Genomic DNA, 16,486 nt, shown 5'->3' on the forward strand with positions numbered 1-16,486 from the left:
TTGGAGTATAAAGGAAGAGGAGTCCTTGTGATAAGAATTCCTCTTTGAAAAGATTAATTGCTTAAGAATTTTTCCTTGAAGAAGTCAAGCTGATAATCAAGGGTAAGTGGATCGTTGAAATAGAATTCCATCATATTCACTTCAAATACCTGGTTATTCTTTACGGCAGGGATGTTTTTATATGTCTCTGTGTCCATGAAGGAATTATCCGCTTTCGGGTCTTTACTAAGAATGATATAATCTCCAGCAAATTCAGGAAGTACTTCTGTTGAAAGGGCGAAGTATCCAGGTTTCAACGCTTCTTCTTTTACTTTTTCAGGCATCTTCAGATTCATTTCCTGATACAGGATCTCAGTGCCGCGTCCCCAGTTGTTTCCGTAAACGTAAAGTTGCTTGTTGAAACTTTCAATAACAGACACAGTCGCATCTTCACCGATTTTCGCTTTGATGTCATCTCCTGCTGTTTGGGCACGCTTCTTGAAGTCATCCACCCAGGCCTGAGCTTCTTTTTCTTTGTTTAATAGTTTACCAATTTCGATATGCTGTGTGAGATAGTCTGCTTTTCCATATGTAAATGTGACGGTAGGGGCGATTTCGTTTAGTTTATCAACATTTTTGATATTGGACAGGCCGATGATAAGATCTGGATTAAGCTCAATGATTTTCTCCAGGCTTTCATCCGTGACTTCTTCAACGCCCTTTAAATCATCTTCCCAGCGCGGGTTCATTTTCGACCAGGAGTCGACACCGACAAGGTTCACATCAAGAGCCATTACATTTCCTGCAAAAGAGGAAAGGACAACGACACGCTGTGGATCTGCAGGAACTTCAACCGGTCCGTTTTCTGATTCGTATGTGATTGTTTCGGTTTTATTGTCTTTTTTCTCTTTATCATCTTCTTTTTCCGATGATGAGCCATTGCCGCAGGCACTAACCAATAGCACCAACAGCAGCGTAAGCGGAAGCATCCATTTTTTCATGTTGATCTTCTCCTTTGAGTAAATTGTATGTGATACACATTGGCTTATTTGTTCGAGGGTCTCTGCCGATTGCAGCGTCAATATTGAACACTTTTTTTAACACTTCATGGGTGATGACTTCTTCACAATTACCGGCTTTCACGATTTCTCCTTCTTTCAGTGCGACGATATAATCGGCAAAGCGTGCAGCCTGATTCAGATCATGAAGCACCATGACGATGGTACGCTCCTGTTCGACATTTAATTTCTGCAGCAGCTCCAGTACTTCGAGCTGGTGGGCCATGTCCAGGTATGTAGTCGGTTCGTCAAGGAAGATGATGTCCGTTTCCTGGGCCAGGGCCATCGCAATCCAAACCCGCTGCCGCTGGCCGCCGGATAGAGCGTCGACTTGTCTGTATTTAAAATCAGTGATACCCGTCACCTCAAGCGCCCAATTGATGACCTCGTAGTCTTTCTTGGACAAGCGGCCCATTCCTTTTTGATGAGGGAAGCGTCCATAGGAAACCAATTCTCCGACCGTCAATCCGCTGGCGCTTTCGGGAGTCTGGGGAAGGATCGCCATTTTTTTGGCCAGTTCCTTCGTATTACCTTTTGAAATATCTTCGCCGTCCAACAGGACATTGCCGGACTGATGAGAGATGATGCGGGTAATCGCTTTCAATAAAGTCGATTTTCCACAGCCGTTTGATCCGATGATCGTAGTGATTTTCTTATCAGGGATTTCAACGCTGAGATCCTTGACAATCAGTTGGTCACCATAGCCAATGTTGATTTCATTTGTATATAGGCGAACCATGTTGAGCCCTCCGTTTATAGTGGATTGAATGATAACGATTCTCATTCTCGAACAATATCCATACTATAATTCTTTTTTCCTTATGTCAATAGAATGATTGTTGTATCTTGGAAGAAAAAGATGTAGTATGTAATTGAGAATGATAATCAATAGTGATTGATTACGGGGAGTGGACGGAAATGAAAGAGCAGGATATTTATGATGTGACGATTATTGGAGGAGGTCCGGCTGGGCTTTACTCTGCTTTTTACAGCGGGCTAAGGGAAATGAAGACGAAAATCATCGAGTATCAGCCTATGCTGGGCGGAAAGGTGCATGTATATCCTGAGAAAATGATTTGGGATGTAGGGGGACTGACGCCCACACCTGGAGCTGAATTGATCAAGCGGCTCGTCCAGCAGGGATTGACTTTCGATCCCGAAGTCGTACTGAATGAGAAAGTTGAGAGCATCACACGTAACGGGGATGGACTGTTCATTCTGGAGGGGGCATCGGGCAGGAAACATTACTCCAGGACTGTGATTGTGGCAGTGGGAAGCGGCATCATCAACCCACAAAAGCTTGATATTGAGGGAGCGGAACGGTTTGAAATTTCCAACCTCCATTATACGGTGAAATCGCTGACGAGCTTCAAAGACAAGACCGTGGTCATATCCGGCGGGGGCAACTCTGCAGTCGATTGGGCAAATGAGTTGGAGCCGATTGCGAAAAAAGTGTATGTCACCTACCGCAAAGAAGCCCTGAATGGTCATGAAGCTCAGTGTGCCCAATTGATGAACAGCACTGCAGCCTGTATCTTCCACACTTCCATCACTAAACTGATGGCCGGGGATGATCACGAACGCATCGAAAGGGTTCAGCTGACGAATCACCAGACAGGCGAGGTTTCGTACCTTGAAATTGATGATGTGATCATCAATCATGGATATGAAATTGATTCGTCCCTGTTGAAGAACAGCACCCTTGACATCAAGATGGCAAATGATTTCTATATTGAGGGCAACTCCGTCAGCGAGTCTTCGGTAGACGGTTTATATGCAGCGGGGGATATCCTGATGCATGAAGGAAAAGTCAATTTGATCGCGGGTGCTTTCCAGGATGCCGCTAATGCAGTCAATAAGGCGAAGACATTCATCCAGCCGAAAGCGGAAGAAAGGGCGATGGTTTCTTCACACAATGAGGTATTCAAACAGAGGAATAGAGAGCTGGTCCGGCAAATGGTGAAATGACCTAAAAATCGGCCCAGTACATAAAGAAAAGATGCCGTCCCTGAATCGACGGCATCTTTTTTATATCCTTTAATTTACTTGATGCACTCTGTGTTCCTGTTTATCTTCTGATCCTCTCTTGTTCACGAGGAAACCGATCAACAGGACTGCAGCAGTGAGTCCGATGGTAATGAGGTAGGTGAAAGGACCTTCATGGATGTTCAAAAGGTCCATGAATTGATGGTCGCTTACAATCATCTCTCCGGCAGTATACGCGAGGATCCCTGATCCGATATAGGCGATCCAGCGGTACTTCTCAAGGACTTTTACAATCAATTTGGAACCGAAGATCATGATCGGGATCGAAATGAACACCCCGAGGGCGATCATGCCGATATGACCATGGGCAGCACCTGCAACGGCCACCACATTATCAAGACTCATGACGGCATCAGCCAGGATGATGGTACCGATTGCTTGTCCGAGTCCTGTATGGGCCTTGATATCGGCTTCCCCTTCTTCCTCTACCAATACCTTATAAGCAATCCATAGAAGCAAAATGCCCCCAATCAAATGGACATATGGAATTTTTAATAAGTATACAATGATCGCGGCGAACAGAATCCGCAGTATGACCGCACCTGCAGTGCCCCAGAAAATGGCTTTATTCTGAAGGTCCTTTGGCAGGCTTCTCGTCGCCATCGCGATGACGACCGCATTATCCCCCGATAGTATGATATCAATGGCTATGATCTTTAACAGCGCAATGATGGCACCTGAAGATATGGCAAGTCCCAGTGGAAATAGAAAATCCATCATGGTTCCTCCTCTTAAGTTGAAATCTATCAATAAAACGCAACTTATTCATTTTAACATAAAAGTAGAATGATAGAAGGTACAGCCGTTTTATCCGGGAGGAAATCGGGTGTTTTAATAAGCAGGGAAGTGGTTAAACAATTAGTACTATTTAATCAAGGAGGACGTTTCACTTTGGCTAATATACTTGTATTGGGAGCCATCCTGTTTATATTTTTCAACTTAATCTATTTTTTCAAAAACAAAGAATTCCAATATAGTTACTTCAGCAAGAAAATGTTCTATAAATTATTTTTTGTGCTCGCCGGAATCACGGTTGCCTTTGCGGTGCTATATTACGGACTTGGGGCAAACGGCACTGTATTAAAGTACAGCCTGCCGGATGGCCAGGCCGTCCCGCATCAATTCACCAACTATTTATATTTCAGCGGGGTAACGATTCTATCGGTGGGATATGGTGACTACTTGCCGGTCGGGCATCTGCGGTTCTTCGCCCTTATCGAAGCGGCGATCGGTCTCCTGCTGCCATCCGCCTATTTCATGAAAATGCTGAATTCCAAAAACGGAGGATAATCGAGGTCCGTCCCTCACTGATCTTTTCGCAAGGGGACGGACCTTTTAATATGTTGAATAATTGTCACTTGTGATAGGGCATTGAGATACATACAATAAGAGGAGAAAGTTGTTCGGAAAGGGGGAGAGGGCGGCATGAAGAACATTCAGAAAGTCATCTGCATTGCACTCGGATTTATTTTCATGGGACTTGGCATCATCGGGATCGTGCTCCCGCTCATCCCGACCACACCGTTCTTATTACTGGCTTCTTATTTTTTTGTGAAAGGGTCGAAGCGTTTTGAAGTCTGGTTCAAGGGGACGGCTGTGTATAAAAAGCATTTAGAAGGATTTGTGCAGAATCGTTCAATGACATTCCGTCAAAAGGCCATTCTCATGGTGTTTTCCGATGTGATGATTTTGCTGCCGTTTTTCATGACGGATAAATTAATCGTCAAGGTCATCCTGAGCTTGATCATAGTGTATAAATATTATTATTTTATCTTCAAGATAAAGACGGTTAAAGTGCGGAGTTATTGATGAGTGAAGAAATGTTAAAGGCGATGCCGCCTGGAATGGTCCCCGGGCGGCATCGCCTTTTTTGTAACTTTTCTCACGCCAATTACCAAAGTACCGGTTTAACGACCATGAACCACAGCATGGCGAGAAGGAGGATGAGGTAGGTCCAAATGGTCCGCTTCAACTTTGCGGTCAATGGTTCGCGCTCCTCACCGGGATCATTAAATCTTTTGAGCGTAGGGGAAAAAGCCCTGGCTAGGAAGAAAAGCGAGCAAAACATGATGAAGAGGGTCATCAAGATCCACGGGGTCCCCCATGTCCATGGCCCCATCAAGACCAATAAGACGCCCGAACCGACGAGCACATGACCGGCATGTTTTGACAGCCGCACTGTGAAACGGAAGGTGTCCAGATATGGATTCAATTCTTCTCCTGAAGCGGCCTTAAGCTTCTTGATCATCGGGAGCAAAATAAAAAATGGCCCGATGGACGCCACCACGCTCAGAACGTGAAGATAGATGATAAAACGATACACTAAATCCATCTTCGTCGTCCTATTTGTTCACAGGACTGAATTCATGCACCCATACACGCATTTTGGGATGCCACGGCATACCGGGATGGTAAGAGAGGATGGTTTCTTTATATTCTTCTACGGTTTGAAAGCCTTCCTGCTTGGCATGTTCGTCTGTCAATTCACCAAGTGCCTGGGAATAAACTTTATCCACTATGTATTTTTCCCCTTTAAGCTCCATGATTTCGCCTTCATCGGCATAACGGCCATTGCGGCGTGTTGCTGTTTTTTTACCCTGAAGCACCAAATCCACATCTTCCTCTTTCGTAACGAGACGCTCGATGCTGCATGTCTTAGGCGGTAATTCTTGTTTATTCATCGTAATCGCTCCTTTCGCTCTTAACTATAGCACATAATTATCAGAGATATTAGCAGCACTTGGGTTTTCTCTTGTCTGTAATAAGGAAGGACAGTATAAGATCTATTTGTAATTACTTTCAAAGAATTTCGCGATTCACCGTAGTAAAGAAGAATAAGGGGTGATATGATGGAATGAAATGCAGCGAAGACAGAAACTGCAAATTTTTACGGAAAAGGTCTTGAGTAGAGTGAAAAAGTGGCAGACTTACTTAGTGTTGGTGTTCATTATGATGATTTGGGGATTCAATGTCCCGGCATTGAAAACCCTGGTCACGGAATTCTCTCCAGTGACCATTACATCCCTTAGGATTTACACGGCAGGAATCACTGTATTTGTCATCTTGGGAATCATGAAAAAAATACGGAAACCGACCAGGCGGGAGGGCGTCTTCATCATCGGCGGAGGACTGCTGAATGTCGTGAGCCATCATTATTTTCTTTCAGTTGGTCTTACACATACGACTTCCACCAATGGAGGACTGATACTCGGAACGGGCCCGCTGCTGACGGCACTACTGGCTTCCATTATTCTAAGGAACCGGCCGACCGTCATAAAAGTGATTGGCTTCCTCCTTGGCGGAATCGGGGTATCGATCATTGTCCTGTCGGGGGGAGAAGGGCTCGGCAATCTGAACAGCGGGGATGCCATGGTGTTCATTTCAATTTTTTCACAGGCACTCAGCTTCATCATCATCAGCCGTGCTGCCAAGACATTGGATCCACGGCTTTTGACTGGGTATATGCTTGTGTTTGGGTCGGTGATTTTATTTATCATTGGGCTGATAACAGAGCCAGGGGAAATTTCTCAACTGGATAAAGCCTCCATTGGGATATGGGTGCTTTTCCTCGCTTCCGCCATGTTCGCAACGGCCGTCGGACACATGCTCTACAATCATTCAATCGGAAAGCTCGGTGCGGCCGAGACGTCGATCTTCCTTAATCTCAACACTTTTTTCTCATTGGTTGGGGCGGCACTGTTTTTAGGAGAAAAAATCACTTCCTACCATTTACTTGGCCTGGTGTTCATTATCCTCGGAGTCATATGCGGGGCGGGAACGCTGGAAGAACTCATCATTAAACGTAAACGGCAAAGGTTCTATGCTAAAAAACAACATAAGCATCATTTTTAACCAAGACATGCCACTTAAAGGCATATTATCCCGTCCTGTTCAATAGTATACCTTATACTTAGCTATGTCCGCATATATGGCCAATCAGAATTATACCGGGATGGCAAGCTGGCTTAGGCTGCAATCGGAAGAAGAACGCACTCATATGCTCACGTTGATTGATTATTTGACGGATAAAGACGGCATTGTGGAAATACAGGAACTGCCGGCGCAGCCAAAAGAGTTTGGTACGCCCCTTGATACATTCAAGAAGGTGTTAAGCCATGAACAATTCGTTACAAATTCATACAGACAGGCATACAATTATGCCCTTCAAAACGATCCGCAGACAGCCTTGATCATCCAAGATTTCTTAAGGGAGCAGATAGATGAAGAGGCCCAGGCCAAAACAATCGTTGACCGGTTGACTCTGGCAGGCGATAATCCGGCTGCCATTCTTGTCTTGGATCAAGAGCTTGGTCAGCGTAAAGCAGCCCCTGCGGCAGGGGGATGAGCAATTCGGTTGGGAGAAGCCGGACAATCATTTCGAACTCTTTTAAAGAAGAATTCAAATGAGTGTTCGGCTTTTTTGTTGTCTGTGAATTTATTAATGGGTCAGTTCCATCCGATCTTTACGATATTTATGTATATTCCAAGAAAAATAAAGGGTTTTTCTTTAGGAGTAATGAATTATAACTATATCCATAATATAGTGATAAAGTCACTTACTCTTTGAACGTTCCTGGACATTGTGGTACTTATGTCACGGTAGAATAAAATCAATCGGAGGGGACACACTATATATACTTTTACGGAGGTGTTGAGTGATGGAAAACAAACCAAATCACTACGATGGAAGCAGCCACACGGCCAGCGGCGCACCAACAGAAAACGAACCATTCGAATTGACTGAAGAAATGAGAAAAAACATCGGAGCCAACCCGTTTGGAGCGGCTGCAGAAGAAGAGTAAGAAAAGATGCTGTCTTAAGTGGCAGCATCTTTTTTTATTAAGCTCTTTTCGTATACTTTGTTGCTTAACACACACAAGAAAATACCGGAACTTGGGTATTTTCTGATTTACTTCTACCTGTGGTTTAAACTTGAATTCGAAAAGAGCACGTCCACAAGAAGCATTCAGGCTACTAGGCATTACGAAAAGCATTAATCTTTTAGAAAACAGCCTCTTATTGAGAATAGAAAATCAATTTTTCCACAAAATGAATAAGACGAAAAAATTGATGATGAGGAAGGGTTAATATGACAAAAGTATTATATATCACCGCACATCCGCATGATGATACCATGTCCTACAGCATGGCGGCGGCAAAAGCTTTCATCGACACCTATAAAGAAGTGAACCCGGAACACGAGGTTGTACATATCGATCTGTACAAGGAGCATATCCCGCATATCGACGCCGATGTCTTCAGCGGCTGGGGGAAATTGCAGTCAGGAAAAGGGTTTGAAGAATTGTCCCCGGATGAAAAACAGAAAGTACAGCGTTTGAACGAACTTTCCGATCAATTTGTAAAAGCTGATAAATATGTGTTTGTTACTCCTCTATGGAATTTCTCCTTCCCGCCTCTCATGAAGGCATACATCGATTCGGTGGCGGTTGCAGGTAAAAGCTTCAAATATACTGCCGAAGGACCGGTCGGGCTGTTGACCGATAAAAAAGCCCTTCACATCCAGGCCCGCGGAGGTATCTATTCAGAAGGTCCCGCTGCCTCCATGGAAATGGGTCACCGCTACCTCGATATCATCATGCAATTCTTCGGGGTACCGTCGTTCCAGGGATTATTCATTGAAGGCCATGCAGCCATGCCTGACAAAGCAGATGAAATCAAAGCAGACGGCATTGCGCGCGCAAAAGATCTGGCACATAGTTTCTGACAAAAGAAAGCACCCTCGCCTTATAATGAAAAGGCTGAAGGTGCTTTTTCTTATATAATCGCTTTTTTGTCAAGCTCTCCGGCCTTCGGTTCCGGTACAAAAGCAAGGATGGTCAAACCGATGATGAATAGAATGACAAGGCTGAATACCCCGCTGCTTGAATCACCTGTCACCTGTGCGGTCACACCGACAAGGAGGGGGCCGAGGATGGATGCAAACTTTCCAAAAATATTATAGAAACCAAAAAACTCATTGGAATTTTTCTTTGGAATCAACTTGGCAAAATATGCGCGGCTGAGCGCCTGGATCCCGCCCTGTGAAGAAGCGACAAGCATCGCGAGAATCCAGAAATCCAGGGTTGTCTCAAGGAAATATGCATAAATACATACAATGATATAAACACAGATCCCGACGTAAAGCATCTTTTTACCTGTAAAACGCTCCGCAAGGCGTCCATATAAGATGGCGAATGGACCTGCAACCACCTGTGTCACAAACAGGATAATCAGAAGATTTGTCGCCGTAATGCCAAGGTCGGTCCCATAAGCGGTCGACATTGTAATGATTGTTCCGACTCCATCGATATAGAAGAAGTAGGCAAGAAGAAACAGGAACAGGGCGCGGTACTGCCTGATTTCTCTCAATGTTTTTCCCAAACGCCTGAAACTGTTCGCGACAGGCTTTTGTTCACGCTCGATGAAATAGCGCTGATGGACATTTTTTATAAGGGGGATTGAAAACAGCCCCCACCAGACAGCGGTAATCATGAATGCGATTTTACTGGCAAAGGTGGTTGAAAGCGGAATGATGCCATTTTGTGAAAGCACAATGATTGCAATGCTGATGATGAACGGAATGGTACTCCCGATATAACCGAAACCGAATCCACGTGAGGAGACTTTGTTCATTCGCTCTTCAGTCGTTACATCTGTCAGGAAAGCGTCGTAGAAGACGTTTGATCCTGCCGACCCTATCGCTGCAACGGTGTAGAAGATGAGGAGCAGAAGCCAATTGTCGCTGGGTATAAAGGCAAGTGACGCCGTGAAGATGATCCCGAGGGCAAAAAAGAACGTAAAGAACTTCTTTTTATACCCCTGGTAATCGGCAATCGTCCCGAGGATCGGACTCAGCATGGCGAGAATGAATGTGGCGATGGCAACGGTATAACCCAGATAGGCAGTCGAATCAGAAGGGCTCACGCCGGCATTTGTTGCAGCGGCCTTATAAAATAATGGGAAAACCGCCGTTGAAATAATGATTGAATAAGCGGAATTGGCCCAGTCATAAAAAATCCAGCTGTTTTCTTCCTTGGAAAATCGCTTCATAAACTATTCCTCCCCGGGAACATATTCGTTTTATTAATCTTTATTCATCTATAAGTTCTTGAAGTACTTTCCCGTCCGTACTTCCAAGGTCGAGACCCAAAAGCCTTGCAAATGTGGGGCCTTCGTCAACAAGGTGCATACCTGGCAGTTCTTTATGAGGAACAATCCCTTTTCCCCATGCCATAAAAATCGTATGATAGTTTTCTTTTTTTGGAGAGTAGCCGTGCGAGCCCCATGTGTACCGTTTTTCTTTTACATCTTCAGGCGTAATGGTATGGATTAAATCTCCTTCCAGAACATCTTTGAAGTAGTAGCCGAGCTCGGCTTCCAGCATGAACGCACACGACGGATCTGCGCCCATTGCCCCGGCTTCTTCACCTGTGTAAATTTGTTGAATTCCATTCGAACGGGACCGATGCAGTTCATATAGGAGATGTTTCACCTCATCGTTAATGGATGGGTCTCTTATATAGACATAGGCAGAACCATCGCAGCCTTTACAATAAGCTTTCCAGTCGATTACCTTTCCTTTGGGGTCCAGGGAGATGAATCCTTTTTTCTTAAACAAACTGTTTAGTTGAATGGCCTTTGTTTCATCAAGTGCGCTGTGATCACCAAGCGCAATGACAGTAGATTTATGAAAGATTCCCGTTTCTTTTAGAGCAGAGATTATCCTGCCGAGACGGTCGTCATGGCGGCGGATGGCGGCATCTGCTTCCTGAGATGAAAATCCATGGTAATGCCTCTGTGTATCTAGGTCTGTAAAATGGACTAGAAGCAGTTCCGGCTTCTTATCTTTGATGGTCGCAACAGTCGATTCGAGGACGAAATCATCAAGTTCAGGCTGATTGAGCCCTTTTCTGATGTGACCAAAACGGCGGTTCATCTCCAACTGATAAAGAGGGGTGCCGTTGAATAAGGAAACCAGGATCTGGTTGTGCCAGGGGCGGTTGGCGAAAATCTCCGGCATATTATAATCGATTTCCGCTTTTGCAGTGACAGGCCACAAAAGGGCAGCAGTCTTCATGCCCGCTTTCTTTGCTTCATCATAGAGGGTTGTTCCCTTTATATGACGGCGGTGCCAGTACCAGTCGGGAGAGATTCTGCCCGGCTGAATGAAGGTATTATTTATGATGCCGTGCCGGTTCGGAAAATTGCCGGTTAGAATCGTAGTATGACACGGGTAGGTCACGGTCGGATAGATCGATTCAACATTTTTACACAGTGAGCCTGTGGAAAGAAGTTCTTTGAAGTGAGGGAGATCCTTAAGTTTGGAATAATCCAGGGCCGATAAACAGTCAAATGAGATGACGATCAAGTGATCGGTAAGACGAGTCATAAAGTCCTCCATCATTGTAGATAAGTTTGCACTATATACCTATTAATATAACAGAAGATTCAGAATAGGGAAGTGGTTTTTCCAACTTGGACAGATGGTGGATAAATACGCTGGGGCTGGCAAAAGTTTCGTATGGAATAAAGGGTTGGCTCCTGAGTGAAAAGGGTAAGGAACAATGATAATCTCATAAAAGCATTATATGATGACAAAGGGCGGAGGATGGATGCCCGTCCTGGTCATAAATTCAACACTGGGAGTGTAACTGCACATTGAGCGGTTTATTCATTTTGATTTTTATCATAGTCACTTTTTTTATCTATTCAATTATAAGTACGATTGTCATAAGGAAAATGGATATTAAGATCATCAGAAGGGTCCCCCATGAGAGGACGATTGCGCTGACATTTGATGACGGGCCTCACCCCTTGCATACAAGTGCACTGTTGGAGATCCTCAAAAGACACGGGGTCAAAGCAACGTTCTTTGTTGTAGGGGAGAATGCAGAACAGAACCCCGGACTGATCAAAAGGATGGTGGATGAGGGACATTCTCTTGGCGTTCACCATTACAGGCATATTTCCAGCTGGTTCCTGACTCCATGGGGGTTAAAGAAGCAATTGGAGAGGACAAATGAAGTATTAAAAAGGATTACCGGCGAAGGGACATATTTATACCGTCCGCCTTGGGGACATCTCAATTTTTCCTCATTGATGTTCGCCAACCGATACCGGATCATCATATGGTCACATATTTTCAAGGATTGGAAAGTGAAGGAATGCAAGGAACATCTGAGCCGCCGTTTGAACCATTCGGATTCTGAAGGGGCAGTGTTTGTGCTTCATGACAATGGAGCGACGCTGGGTGCCGATGAGGATGCGCCGAAATATATGGTAGAATGCGTGGATGCATTCATAAAAGATGCACTGGAGAGGGACATCCGGTTCATTTCTCTTGACGAAGCATTCCAGTAGAAGGGATATAGGCATGGGCAGTGAACAAATCATTCAATATATTCAGGAATACAGTTATTTCATCATTTTTATATTTTTATTCTTTGGCATTGTAGGAATACCTTCTCCGGAAGAATCGCTGCTGTTTTTGGTCGGGGTCTTAGCGGCACATGGTCAATTGTCCATGTCATGGGGCATCCTGTTCGCATTCCTGGGAACGTTTGCCGGAATGCTGGCGGGATACTATGCAGGTAAATATGTCGGTTATCCAATCATTAATAAGTATGGGAAGTGGGTTGGATTGACAGAAGAGAAGGCAGTCAAATTTGAGGCGCAGTTCACTATGAATTCACCGAAGACCCTGATCATCGGTTTTTTTATGCCTGGACTGCGCCAGGTCGCTCCTTATCTGTCCGGGATTTTTTCACTGAACATACTGAGATATATGTTGATCACTGGAGCGGGATCGCTTCTTTGGAGCATTTCATACATCCTTCTGGGATGGGGGCTCGGCAGCACGTTCCCTATCAATCCTAATTACGTCCCTTATTTAGGGGTGGGACTCCTTGTCATTGTTATTTTGACGACGTTGATCCAGTATGTAAGGAAGAAAAGGAAAGAGAGGGGAAAGATATGAAAATCATCCTATTATCCATGTTCAGTGTACCTACTGGACATGTCAAAGTAGCAGAAGTCATGCAGCAGAAGATAAAAGACAAACATCCGGATGCAGAAGTAAAAATCGTTGATTTCTTGTCTTACTCAAATCAATGGCTCGAAAATGCAGTCTCAGGATTCTATATGAAGTGGATCAAGGCTTTCCCGGAGAGTTATAAAAGGTTTTATGCGCAGTTGATGATGAGCGAAGAATATACGGGTATGTTAAAGAGCTTTTCCGTATTCTCCATCTATTTCGAAATGAAGTTGAAAAAGTTGGTGGAGGAAGAGCAGCCGTCCCATATCATCTGCACTCATTCATTTCCATCCAGGATTCTTGGGAAACTGAAGAAAAAATCCCCGTCCTTTTCAACGAAAACAATAAATGTATATACTGATTTCTTCATCAATGGAGTGTGGGATAAAGAGAATATAGATTTTCATATGGTGCCAAGCAGTGAAGCAAAGGACGAATTAATCCGGCAGTATTCAATACCGTCAGATCGAATCTTTAACACAGGGGTGCCGGTTTCCAATATCTATAAAGACAAGACCGGGAAATCAAAAAACACATCCTTAGGAAGAAAACATCTCCTGGTTGCAGGCGGGAATAATGGCTTATGTGTCTTGAACGAATTTATGATGAATCCTTCCGGGGCAGAACATTTTACTTATACTGTCCTTTGCGGGCATAACAAGGAGTTATTCGATAAATTATCGGGTTTACCTAATATCACCCCATTAATGTATATCGATGATCGTGAAGAGCTGAATGCCATTTATGATTCAGTTGATGCCATCATTACAAAGCCTGGCGGAGTAACGATTACGGAAGTATTAAATAAAAGGATACCGATCTTTATACATGATTATTTGCCGGGACAGGAAGAGGTCAATTTGGAATTCCTAAAGGAAAAGAAACTCGTCTACTTATTGAATAGTGAGGATCCGCTGGAGATCATCACGAATGTCCTTAAGGATAAACGGGAAATGAATGATTATCTTGTTCGGCTGCAGCAGTATCTGTCTTCGATTTCCACTTGTGTGGATGAAAGCTTGAATACGCTGCTGAAGGTGAATCAGGAAGACTCGTTGGTGAAGCCTTCTCTTAATAAGACAGGCGTTACGAAAACCATATTAAATTAATAAATGCCCGTCTCTGACAATGAGGGACGGGCATTTGCTTTCTACATTTAATTAGTATTTGATTGTGTTTCCTACTTTGCTGCCGTCTTTTATGTCAATGGTGCCTGAGTATTCGACTGTGTCGATTTCGCAGTTTTCCCCGATGACTATGTTTTTTCCTCTTACCAGCTTTGCCCTGGTGTGTTCAAGGTAGATTTCGTCTCCTTCGATTAAATCCGATCGGAGGTAGTCGTCACGCTGCATGAAAAAATTCACTACCTGTTTGATCAGAGTGGAGGAGTGCTCGTTTTTCACCTCAATGATTTCGCCGCCGATTTCCTTGATGAACGATTCATGGCTTAGTTTAATATTAACCTTATCTGCACTGAGCAAACCGTTGATTGTCACTCCGCCTCTTGATATGAACGTTTCAACCTCACATTCTTTCTCTACTTTCAGTGCGCCGTGGGACCGGAGTTCTCCTCCGTGAACCTTCCCCTCTATTTTGGTAGAACCGCTTGAACTGAATTCCTTGCAGGTCAAATTCTCAGATATCCTGCTTGATCCGCTAACAGACATTTCCGCAGCCGTGACGGATCCTTCGATTTTTGTACTTCCGCTGACTGTGATTTCCTTGGCCTGGATATTTCCTTCGACCTTCGAAGATCCGCTGCACTTAAATTCTTCAGAGGTGATGTCCCCGTTTATTTTTCCGGAACCGGATATTTTAAGGTCTCTGCATTCGATATCGCCTTGAATCGTTCCGCTGCCGCTGATTCTTACTGAGTTGAACTTACCGCCGCCCGACGTACCCGATCCGCTGATTTTTAAATCATACAATTCCTTTTTCTCAACTGTGCTCATACTGTATTCCTCCTGTTTATCCATTTATTTCATTCGTTAAAATGATTTTTAATTCTTCAACCATCTGGAGTAAATCAAGCTTCACAATCGTCTCAGCTGACTGGTCTGTCAAAATGCCGGTCTGCAGCGGAACTAACAGCCAAATGACGTTTTTCTGTTTCTTAAGTCCCCTGAGTTCAAATGAAGGACTGTTAAATGCATCGAAATCTTTCTGCAAAAAAAGAAAGAGGGTTTTTAAGTCGTCTTGGTCCAAGCGGCTCTGCACTTTTTCAAGTATGAACATATTCAAAATTTCGGGGAACTCTAATGCATTCCCGTCTTTTAAAAAGGGGGTGCAGAATGAAATCGTTTCTGTTCGAAGAATCTTTTGCAGCTTCAATGCATCCAGTGATAATTCAATCTTCGCTGGATTTGGTGAAAAGAAATCTGACAGTTCATCCAGGGAGTGGGTATCTTTCAGTTCTTTCACCTTTTTTATTCGTGCCAGCATCTTTTCTCTCGGAAAGTAAGTTTCCTGACCTGTGAAACTGGATTTCTTGATGAACCACTCTTCAGGAATAACATGTTTTCGTTTCCAGCGGTAGAGCTGACCATACGAAATCCCAGTCAGTTCCAACACTTCTTTTTTCGATATTAGATTGTCATCCAAGGAACAATCACCTCAATTCCTTTTGTAACAAAACATTGTTACGTTACTTTATATGAACTATAGCAGAACAATGTTACGGTTGTAAAGATGTTTTTTTCCAGTTTTTGTTTTCTGGTAAAAAGATAAAGCCCGTCCTGTCCTGCATAATGCAGGGGGACGAGTCTTCGTTTTATCTATTTGGGCGTTTGTTTTCAGGCTGTTTAAGCCAGTATCGGAGCCCTTTACCGGCAAGGGGCTCATCATTATAACGGGGAATGATGTGAAAATGGCTGTGGAAAATGAACTGATTTGAGACTTTTCCTGCATTCCATCCGAGGGTGTACCCGTCTGCTCCAAATCTCTCATCAAGATACATTTTAGCTTTTTGCAGAAGTTCATATGTATCATTCCACTCCTCTTTCGTAAGGGCGAACGCATCCTGCTGGTGTTTCTTTGGGACAATCACGCCGCATCCTTCAAGGACATCCTGCTGCTGATTGTGCTGAAGGAAGTAGCATGTGGCATTTTCAAATATGATGTTTTGATCGGAATCTTCATGCGGGTGGCAGAAGGGGCATTTGGTATCTTCTTTCATGAATGTCACTCCTAATTGTTTGAATATTTGTTCCATTTGAAGTATACCATGATTTCATACGGGAGCAGGTACCTAAGCGGACATTACTTCATGAGAGATGACAGAAACCTTAACATACCATTCATTCCAAGAAATGTTTAGACCGACAGACTGCGGGTATAGAATCACCATAGTATTTAACATAGTAAAAGAGAG

The 16,486-nt window shown here is 43.9% G+C and carries 19 protein-coding genes and 1 pseudogene; 10 read left to right on the forward strand and 10 right to left on the reverse strand.

From position 1 onward, the window contains the following. Positions 1-53 precede the first annotated feature (53 nt). Positions 54-980, reverse strand: coding sequence for an iron-hydroxamate ABC transporter substrate-binding protein (locus ACKA06_RS16645; RefSeq protein WP_411160216.1), 927 nt, complete (start codon positions 978-980; stop codon positions 54-56). Further along, positions 931-1,776 carry an ABC transporter ATP-binding protein gene (locus ACKA06_RS16650; protein ID WP_214873729.1) on the reverse strand — a complete coding sequence of 282 codons (846 nt, stop codon included), beginning with the start codon at positions 1,774-1,776 and terminating at the stop codon, positions 931-933. The genes ACKA06_RS16645 and ACKA06_RS16650 overlap by 50 nt, the downstream gene beginning before the upstream one ends. Before the next feature lie 179 nt (positions 1,777-1,955). Between ACKA06_RS16650 and ACKA06_RS16655 the strand changes: the two genes are divergently transcribed. Further along, complete coding sequence (locus tag ACKA06_RS16655; RefSeq protein WP_032086274.1) at positions 1,956-3,005, forward strand: NAD(P)/FAD-dependent oxidoreductase; 1,050 nt, start codon at positions 1,956-1,958, stop codon at positions 3,003-3,005. Positions 3,006-3,074: 69 nt separating this feature from the next. Here ACKA06_RS16655 and ACKA06_RS16660 read toward each other — a convergent pair whose 3' ends face one another. Further along, entirely contained in the window at positions 3,075-3,800 is a 726-nt protein-coding gene (locus ACKA06_RS16660; RefSeq protein ID WP_032086275.1) for a TerC family protein, read from the reverse strand. A 174-nt stretch (positions 3,801-3,974) separates the two neighbouring features. Here ACKA06_RS16660 and ACKA06_RS16665 point away from each other — a divergent pair, with 174 nt between their 5' ends. After that, entirely contained in the window at positions 3,975-4,373 is a 399-nt protein-coding gene (locus tag ACKA06_RS16665) for an ion channel (protein ID WP_032086276.1), read from the forward strand. A gap of 135 nt (positions 4,374-4,508) precedes the next feature. Further along, positions 4,509-4,892, forward strand: a complete 384-nt coding sequence (locus tag ACKA06_RS16670; RefSeq protein ID WP_032086277.1) for a YbaN family protein — start codon at positions 4,509-4,511, stop codon at positions 4,890-4,892. Positions 4,893-4,974: 82 nt separating this feature from the next. Here ACKA06_RS16670 and ACKA06_RS16675 read toward each other — a convergent pair whose 3' ends face one another. Together ACKA06_RS16675 and ACKA06_RS16680 are read right to left on the reverse strand one after the other, a co-directional pair. Next, positions 4,975-5,415: a hypothetical protein gene (locus ACKA06_RS16675; protein ID WP_214873735.1), complete on the reverse strand. Its 441-nt coding sequence runs from the start codon at positions 5,413-5,415 to the stop codon at positions 4,975-4,977. A 10-nt stretch (positions 5,416-5,425) separates the two neighbouring features. Further along, positions 5,426-5,764 carry an ASCH domain-containing protein gene (locus tag ACKA06_RS16680; protein WP_064566458.1) on the reverse strand — a complete coding sequence of 113 codons (339 nt, stop codon included), beginning with the start codon at positions 5,762-5,764 and terminating at the stop codon, positions 5,426-5,428. A 229-nt stretch (positions 5,765-5,993) separates the two neighbouring features. Between ACKA06_RS16680 and ACKA06_RS16685 the strand changes: the two genes are divergently transcribed. The 4 genes and pseudogenes from ACKA06_RS16685 to ACKA06_RS16700 all read left to right on the forward strand — a co-directional run bounded on the left by ACKA06_RS16685 (position 5,994) and on the right by ACKA06_RS16700 (position 8,808). Beyond that, the gene (locus ACKA06_RS16685; RefSeq protein ID WP_411160236.1) at positions 5,994-6,935 is read left to right on the forward strand and encodes a DMT family transporter; all 942 of its coding nucleotides are present in this window, start codon (positions 5,994-5,996) and stop codon (positions 6,933-6,935) included. Between the two features lie 49 nt (positions 6,936-6,984). After that, positions 6,985-7,428, forward strand: a pseudogene (locus ACKA06_RS16690) (ferritin); the annotation flags it as partial. Between the two features lie 313 nt (positions 7,429-7,741). Further along, a complete protein-coding gene (locus tag ACKA06_RS16695; protein ID WP_197670553.1) occupies positions 7,742-7,885 on the forward strand; it encodes a hypothetical protein in 144 nt (47 codons plus the stop codon). Positions 7,886-8,172: 287 nt separating this feature from the next. Continuing rightward, entirely contained in the window at positions 8,173-8,808 is a 636-nt protein-coding gene (locus ACKA06_RS16700) for an FMN-dependent NADH-azoreductase (protein WP_058297006.1), read from the forward strand. 50 nt (positions 8,809-8,858) lie between these two features. Here the strand turns inward: ACKA06_RS16700 and ACKA06_RS16705 are convergent, their stop codons facing one another. Both ACKA06_RS16705 and ACKA06_RS16710 read right to left on the reverse strand, forming a co-directional pair. Then, positions 8,859-10,133, reverse strand: coding sequence for an MFS transporter (locus tag ACKA06_RS16705; protein WP_214873737.1), 1,275 nt, complete (start codon positions 10,131-10,133; stop codon positions 8,859-8,861). A gap of 40 nt (positions 10,134-10,173) precedes the next feature. After that, complete coding sequence (locus ACKA06_RS16710; RefSeq protein WP_198258538.1) at positions 10,174-11,472, reverse strand: alkaline phosphatase family protein; 1,299 nt, start codon at positions 11,470-11,472, stop codon at positions 10,174-10,176. Between the two features lie 350 nt (positions 11,473-11,822). Here ACKA06_RS16710 and ACKA06_RS16715 point away from each other — a divergent pair, with 350 nt between their 5' ends. From ACKA06_RS16715 to ACKA06_RS16725, 3 genes are read left to right on the forward strand one after another with little or no spacing between them, the layout of a single operon-like run. Beyond that, positions 11,823-12,443 (forward strand): polysaccharide deacetylase family protein, encoded by a 621-nt coding sequence (locus tag ACKA06_RS16715; RefSeq protein WP_098151180.1) that lies wholly within the window; start codon positions 11,823-11,825, stop codon positions 12,441-12,443. 13 nt (positions 12,444-12,456) lie between these two features. Beyond that, on the forward strand, positions 12,457-13,059 hold the full coding sequence (locus tag ACKA06_RS16720; RefSeq protein ID WP_198258537.1) for a DedA family protein: 603 nt from the start codon (positions 12,457-12,459) through the stop codon (positions 13,057-13,059). Beyond that, a complete protein-coding gene (locus ACKA06_RS16725; protein ID WP_411160217.1) occupies positions 13,056-14,225 on the forward strand; it encodes an MGDG synthase family glycosyltransferase in 1,170 nt (389 codons plus the stop codon). The genes ACKA06_RS16720 and ACKA06_RS16725 overlap by 4 nt, the downstream gene beginning before the upstream one ends. A 51-nt stretch (positions 14,226-14,276) precedes the next feature. On the opposite strand, the gene ACKA06_RS16730 is transcribed toward ACKA06_RS16725, so the two are convergent. The 3 genes from ACKA06_RS16730 to ACKA06_RS16740 all read right to left on the reverse strand — a co-directional run bounded on the left by ACKA06_RS16730 (position 14,277) and on the right by ACKA06_RS16740 (position 16,291). Beyond that, the gene (locus ACKA06_RS16730; RefSeq protein WP_411160218.1) at positions 14,277-15,068 is read right to left on the reverse strand and encodes a polymer-forming cytoskeletal protein; all 792 of its coding nucleotides are present in this window, start codon (positions 15,066-15,068) and stop codon (positions 14,277-14,279) included. 16 nt (positions 15,069-15,084) lie between these two features. Next, positions 15,085-15,717: a DUF4004 family protein gene (locus tag ACKA06_RS16735; protein ID WP_411160219.1), complete on the reverse strand. Its 633-nt coding sequence runs from the start codon at positions 15,715-15,717 to the stop codon at positions 15,085-15,087. A 169-nt stretch (positions 15,718-15,886) separates the two neighbouring features. Further along, a complete protein-coding gene (locus ACKA06_RS16740; RefSeq protein WP_411160220.1) occupies positions 15,887-16,291 on the reverse strand; it encodes an HIT family protein in 405 nt (134 codons plus the stop codon). Between the last annotated feature and the right edge of the window lie 195 nt (positions 16,292-16,486).

The organism is Rossellomorea oryzaecorticis, from assembly GCF_045897515.1.
Taxonomy (GTDB): domain Bacteria; phylum Bacillota; class Bacilli; order Bacillales; family Bacillaceae_B; genus Rossellomorea; species Rossellomorea enclensis.

Coding starts and splice junctions, on each gene's coding strand:
- ACKA06_RS16645 (WP_411160216.1), bottom strand. CDS start 980: ATGAAAAAATGGATGCTTCCGCTTACGCTGCTGTTGGTGCTATTGGTT.
- ACKA06_RS16650 (WP_214873729.1), bottom strand. CDS start 1,776: ATGGTTCGCCTATATACAAATGAAATCAACATTGGCTATGGTGACCAA.
- ACKA06_RS16655 (WP_032086274.1), top strand. CDS start 1,956: ATGAAAGAGCAGGATATTTATGATGTGACGATTATTGGAGGAGGTCCG.
- ACKA06_RS16660 (WP_032086275.1), bottom strand. CDS start 3,800: ATGGATTTTCTATTTCCACTGGGACTTGCCATATCTTCAGGTGCCATC.
- ACKA06_RS16670 (WP_032086277.1), top strand. CDS start 4,509: ATGAAGAACATTCAGAAAGTCATCTGCATTGCACTCGGATTTATTTTC.
- ACKA06_RS16675 (WP_214873735.1), bottom strand. CDS start 5,415: ATGGATTTAGTGTATCGTTTTATCATCTATCTTCACGTTCTGAGCGTG.
- ACKA06_RS16680 (WP_064566458.1), bottom strand. CDS start 5,764: ATGAATAAACAAGAATTACCGCCTAAGACATGCAGCATCGAGCGTCTC.
- ACKA06_RS16695 (WP_197670553.1), top strand. CDS start 7,742: ATGGAAAACAAACCAAATCACTACGATGGAAGCAGCCACACGGCCAGC.
- ACKA06_RS16700 (WP_058297006.1), top strand. CDS start 8,173: ATGACAAAAGTATTATATATCACCGCACATCCGCATGATGATACCATG.
- ACKA06_RS16705 (WP_214873737.1), bottom strand. CDS start 10,133: ATGAAGCGATTTTCCAAGGAAGAAAACAGCTGGATTTTTTATGACTGG.
- ACKA06_RS16710 (WP_198258538.1), bottom strand. CDS start 11,472: ATGACTCGTCTTACCGATCACTTGATCGTCATCTCATTTGACTGTTTA.
- ACKA06_RS16715 (WP_098151180.1), top strand. CDS start 11,823: ATGGATATTAAGATCATCAGAAGGGTCCCCCATGAGAGGACGATTGCG.
- ACKA06_RS16720 (WP_198258537.1), top strand. CDS start 12,457: ATGGGCAGTGAACAAATCATTCAATATATTCAGGAATACAGTTATTTC.
- ACKA06_RS16725 (WP_411160217.1), top strand. CDS start 13,056: ATGAAAATCATCCTATTATCCATGTTCAGTGTACCTACTGGACATGTC.
- ACKA06_RS16730 (WP_411160218.1), bottom strand. CDS start 15,068: ATGAGCACAGTTGAGAAAAAGGAATTGTATGATTTAAAAATCAGCGGA.
- ACKA06_RS16740 (WP_411160220.1), bottom strand. CDS start 16,291: ATGAAAGAAGATACCAAATGCCCCTTCTGCCACCCGCATGAAGATTCC.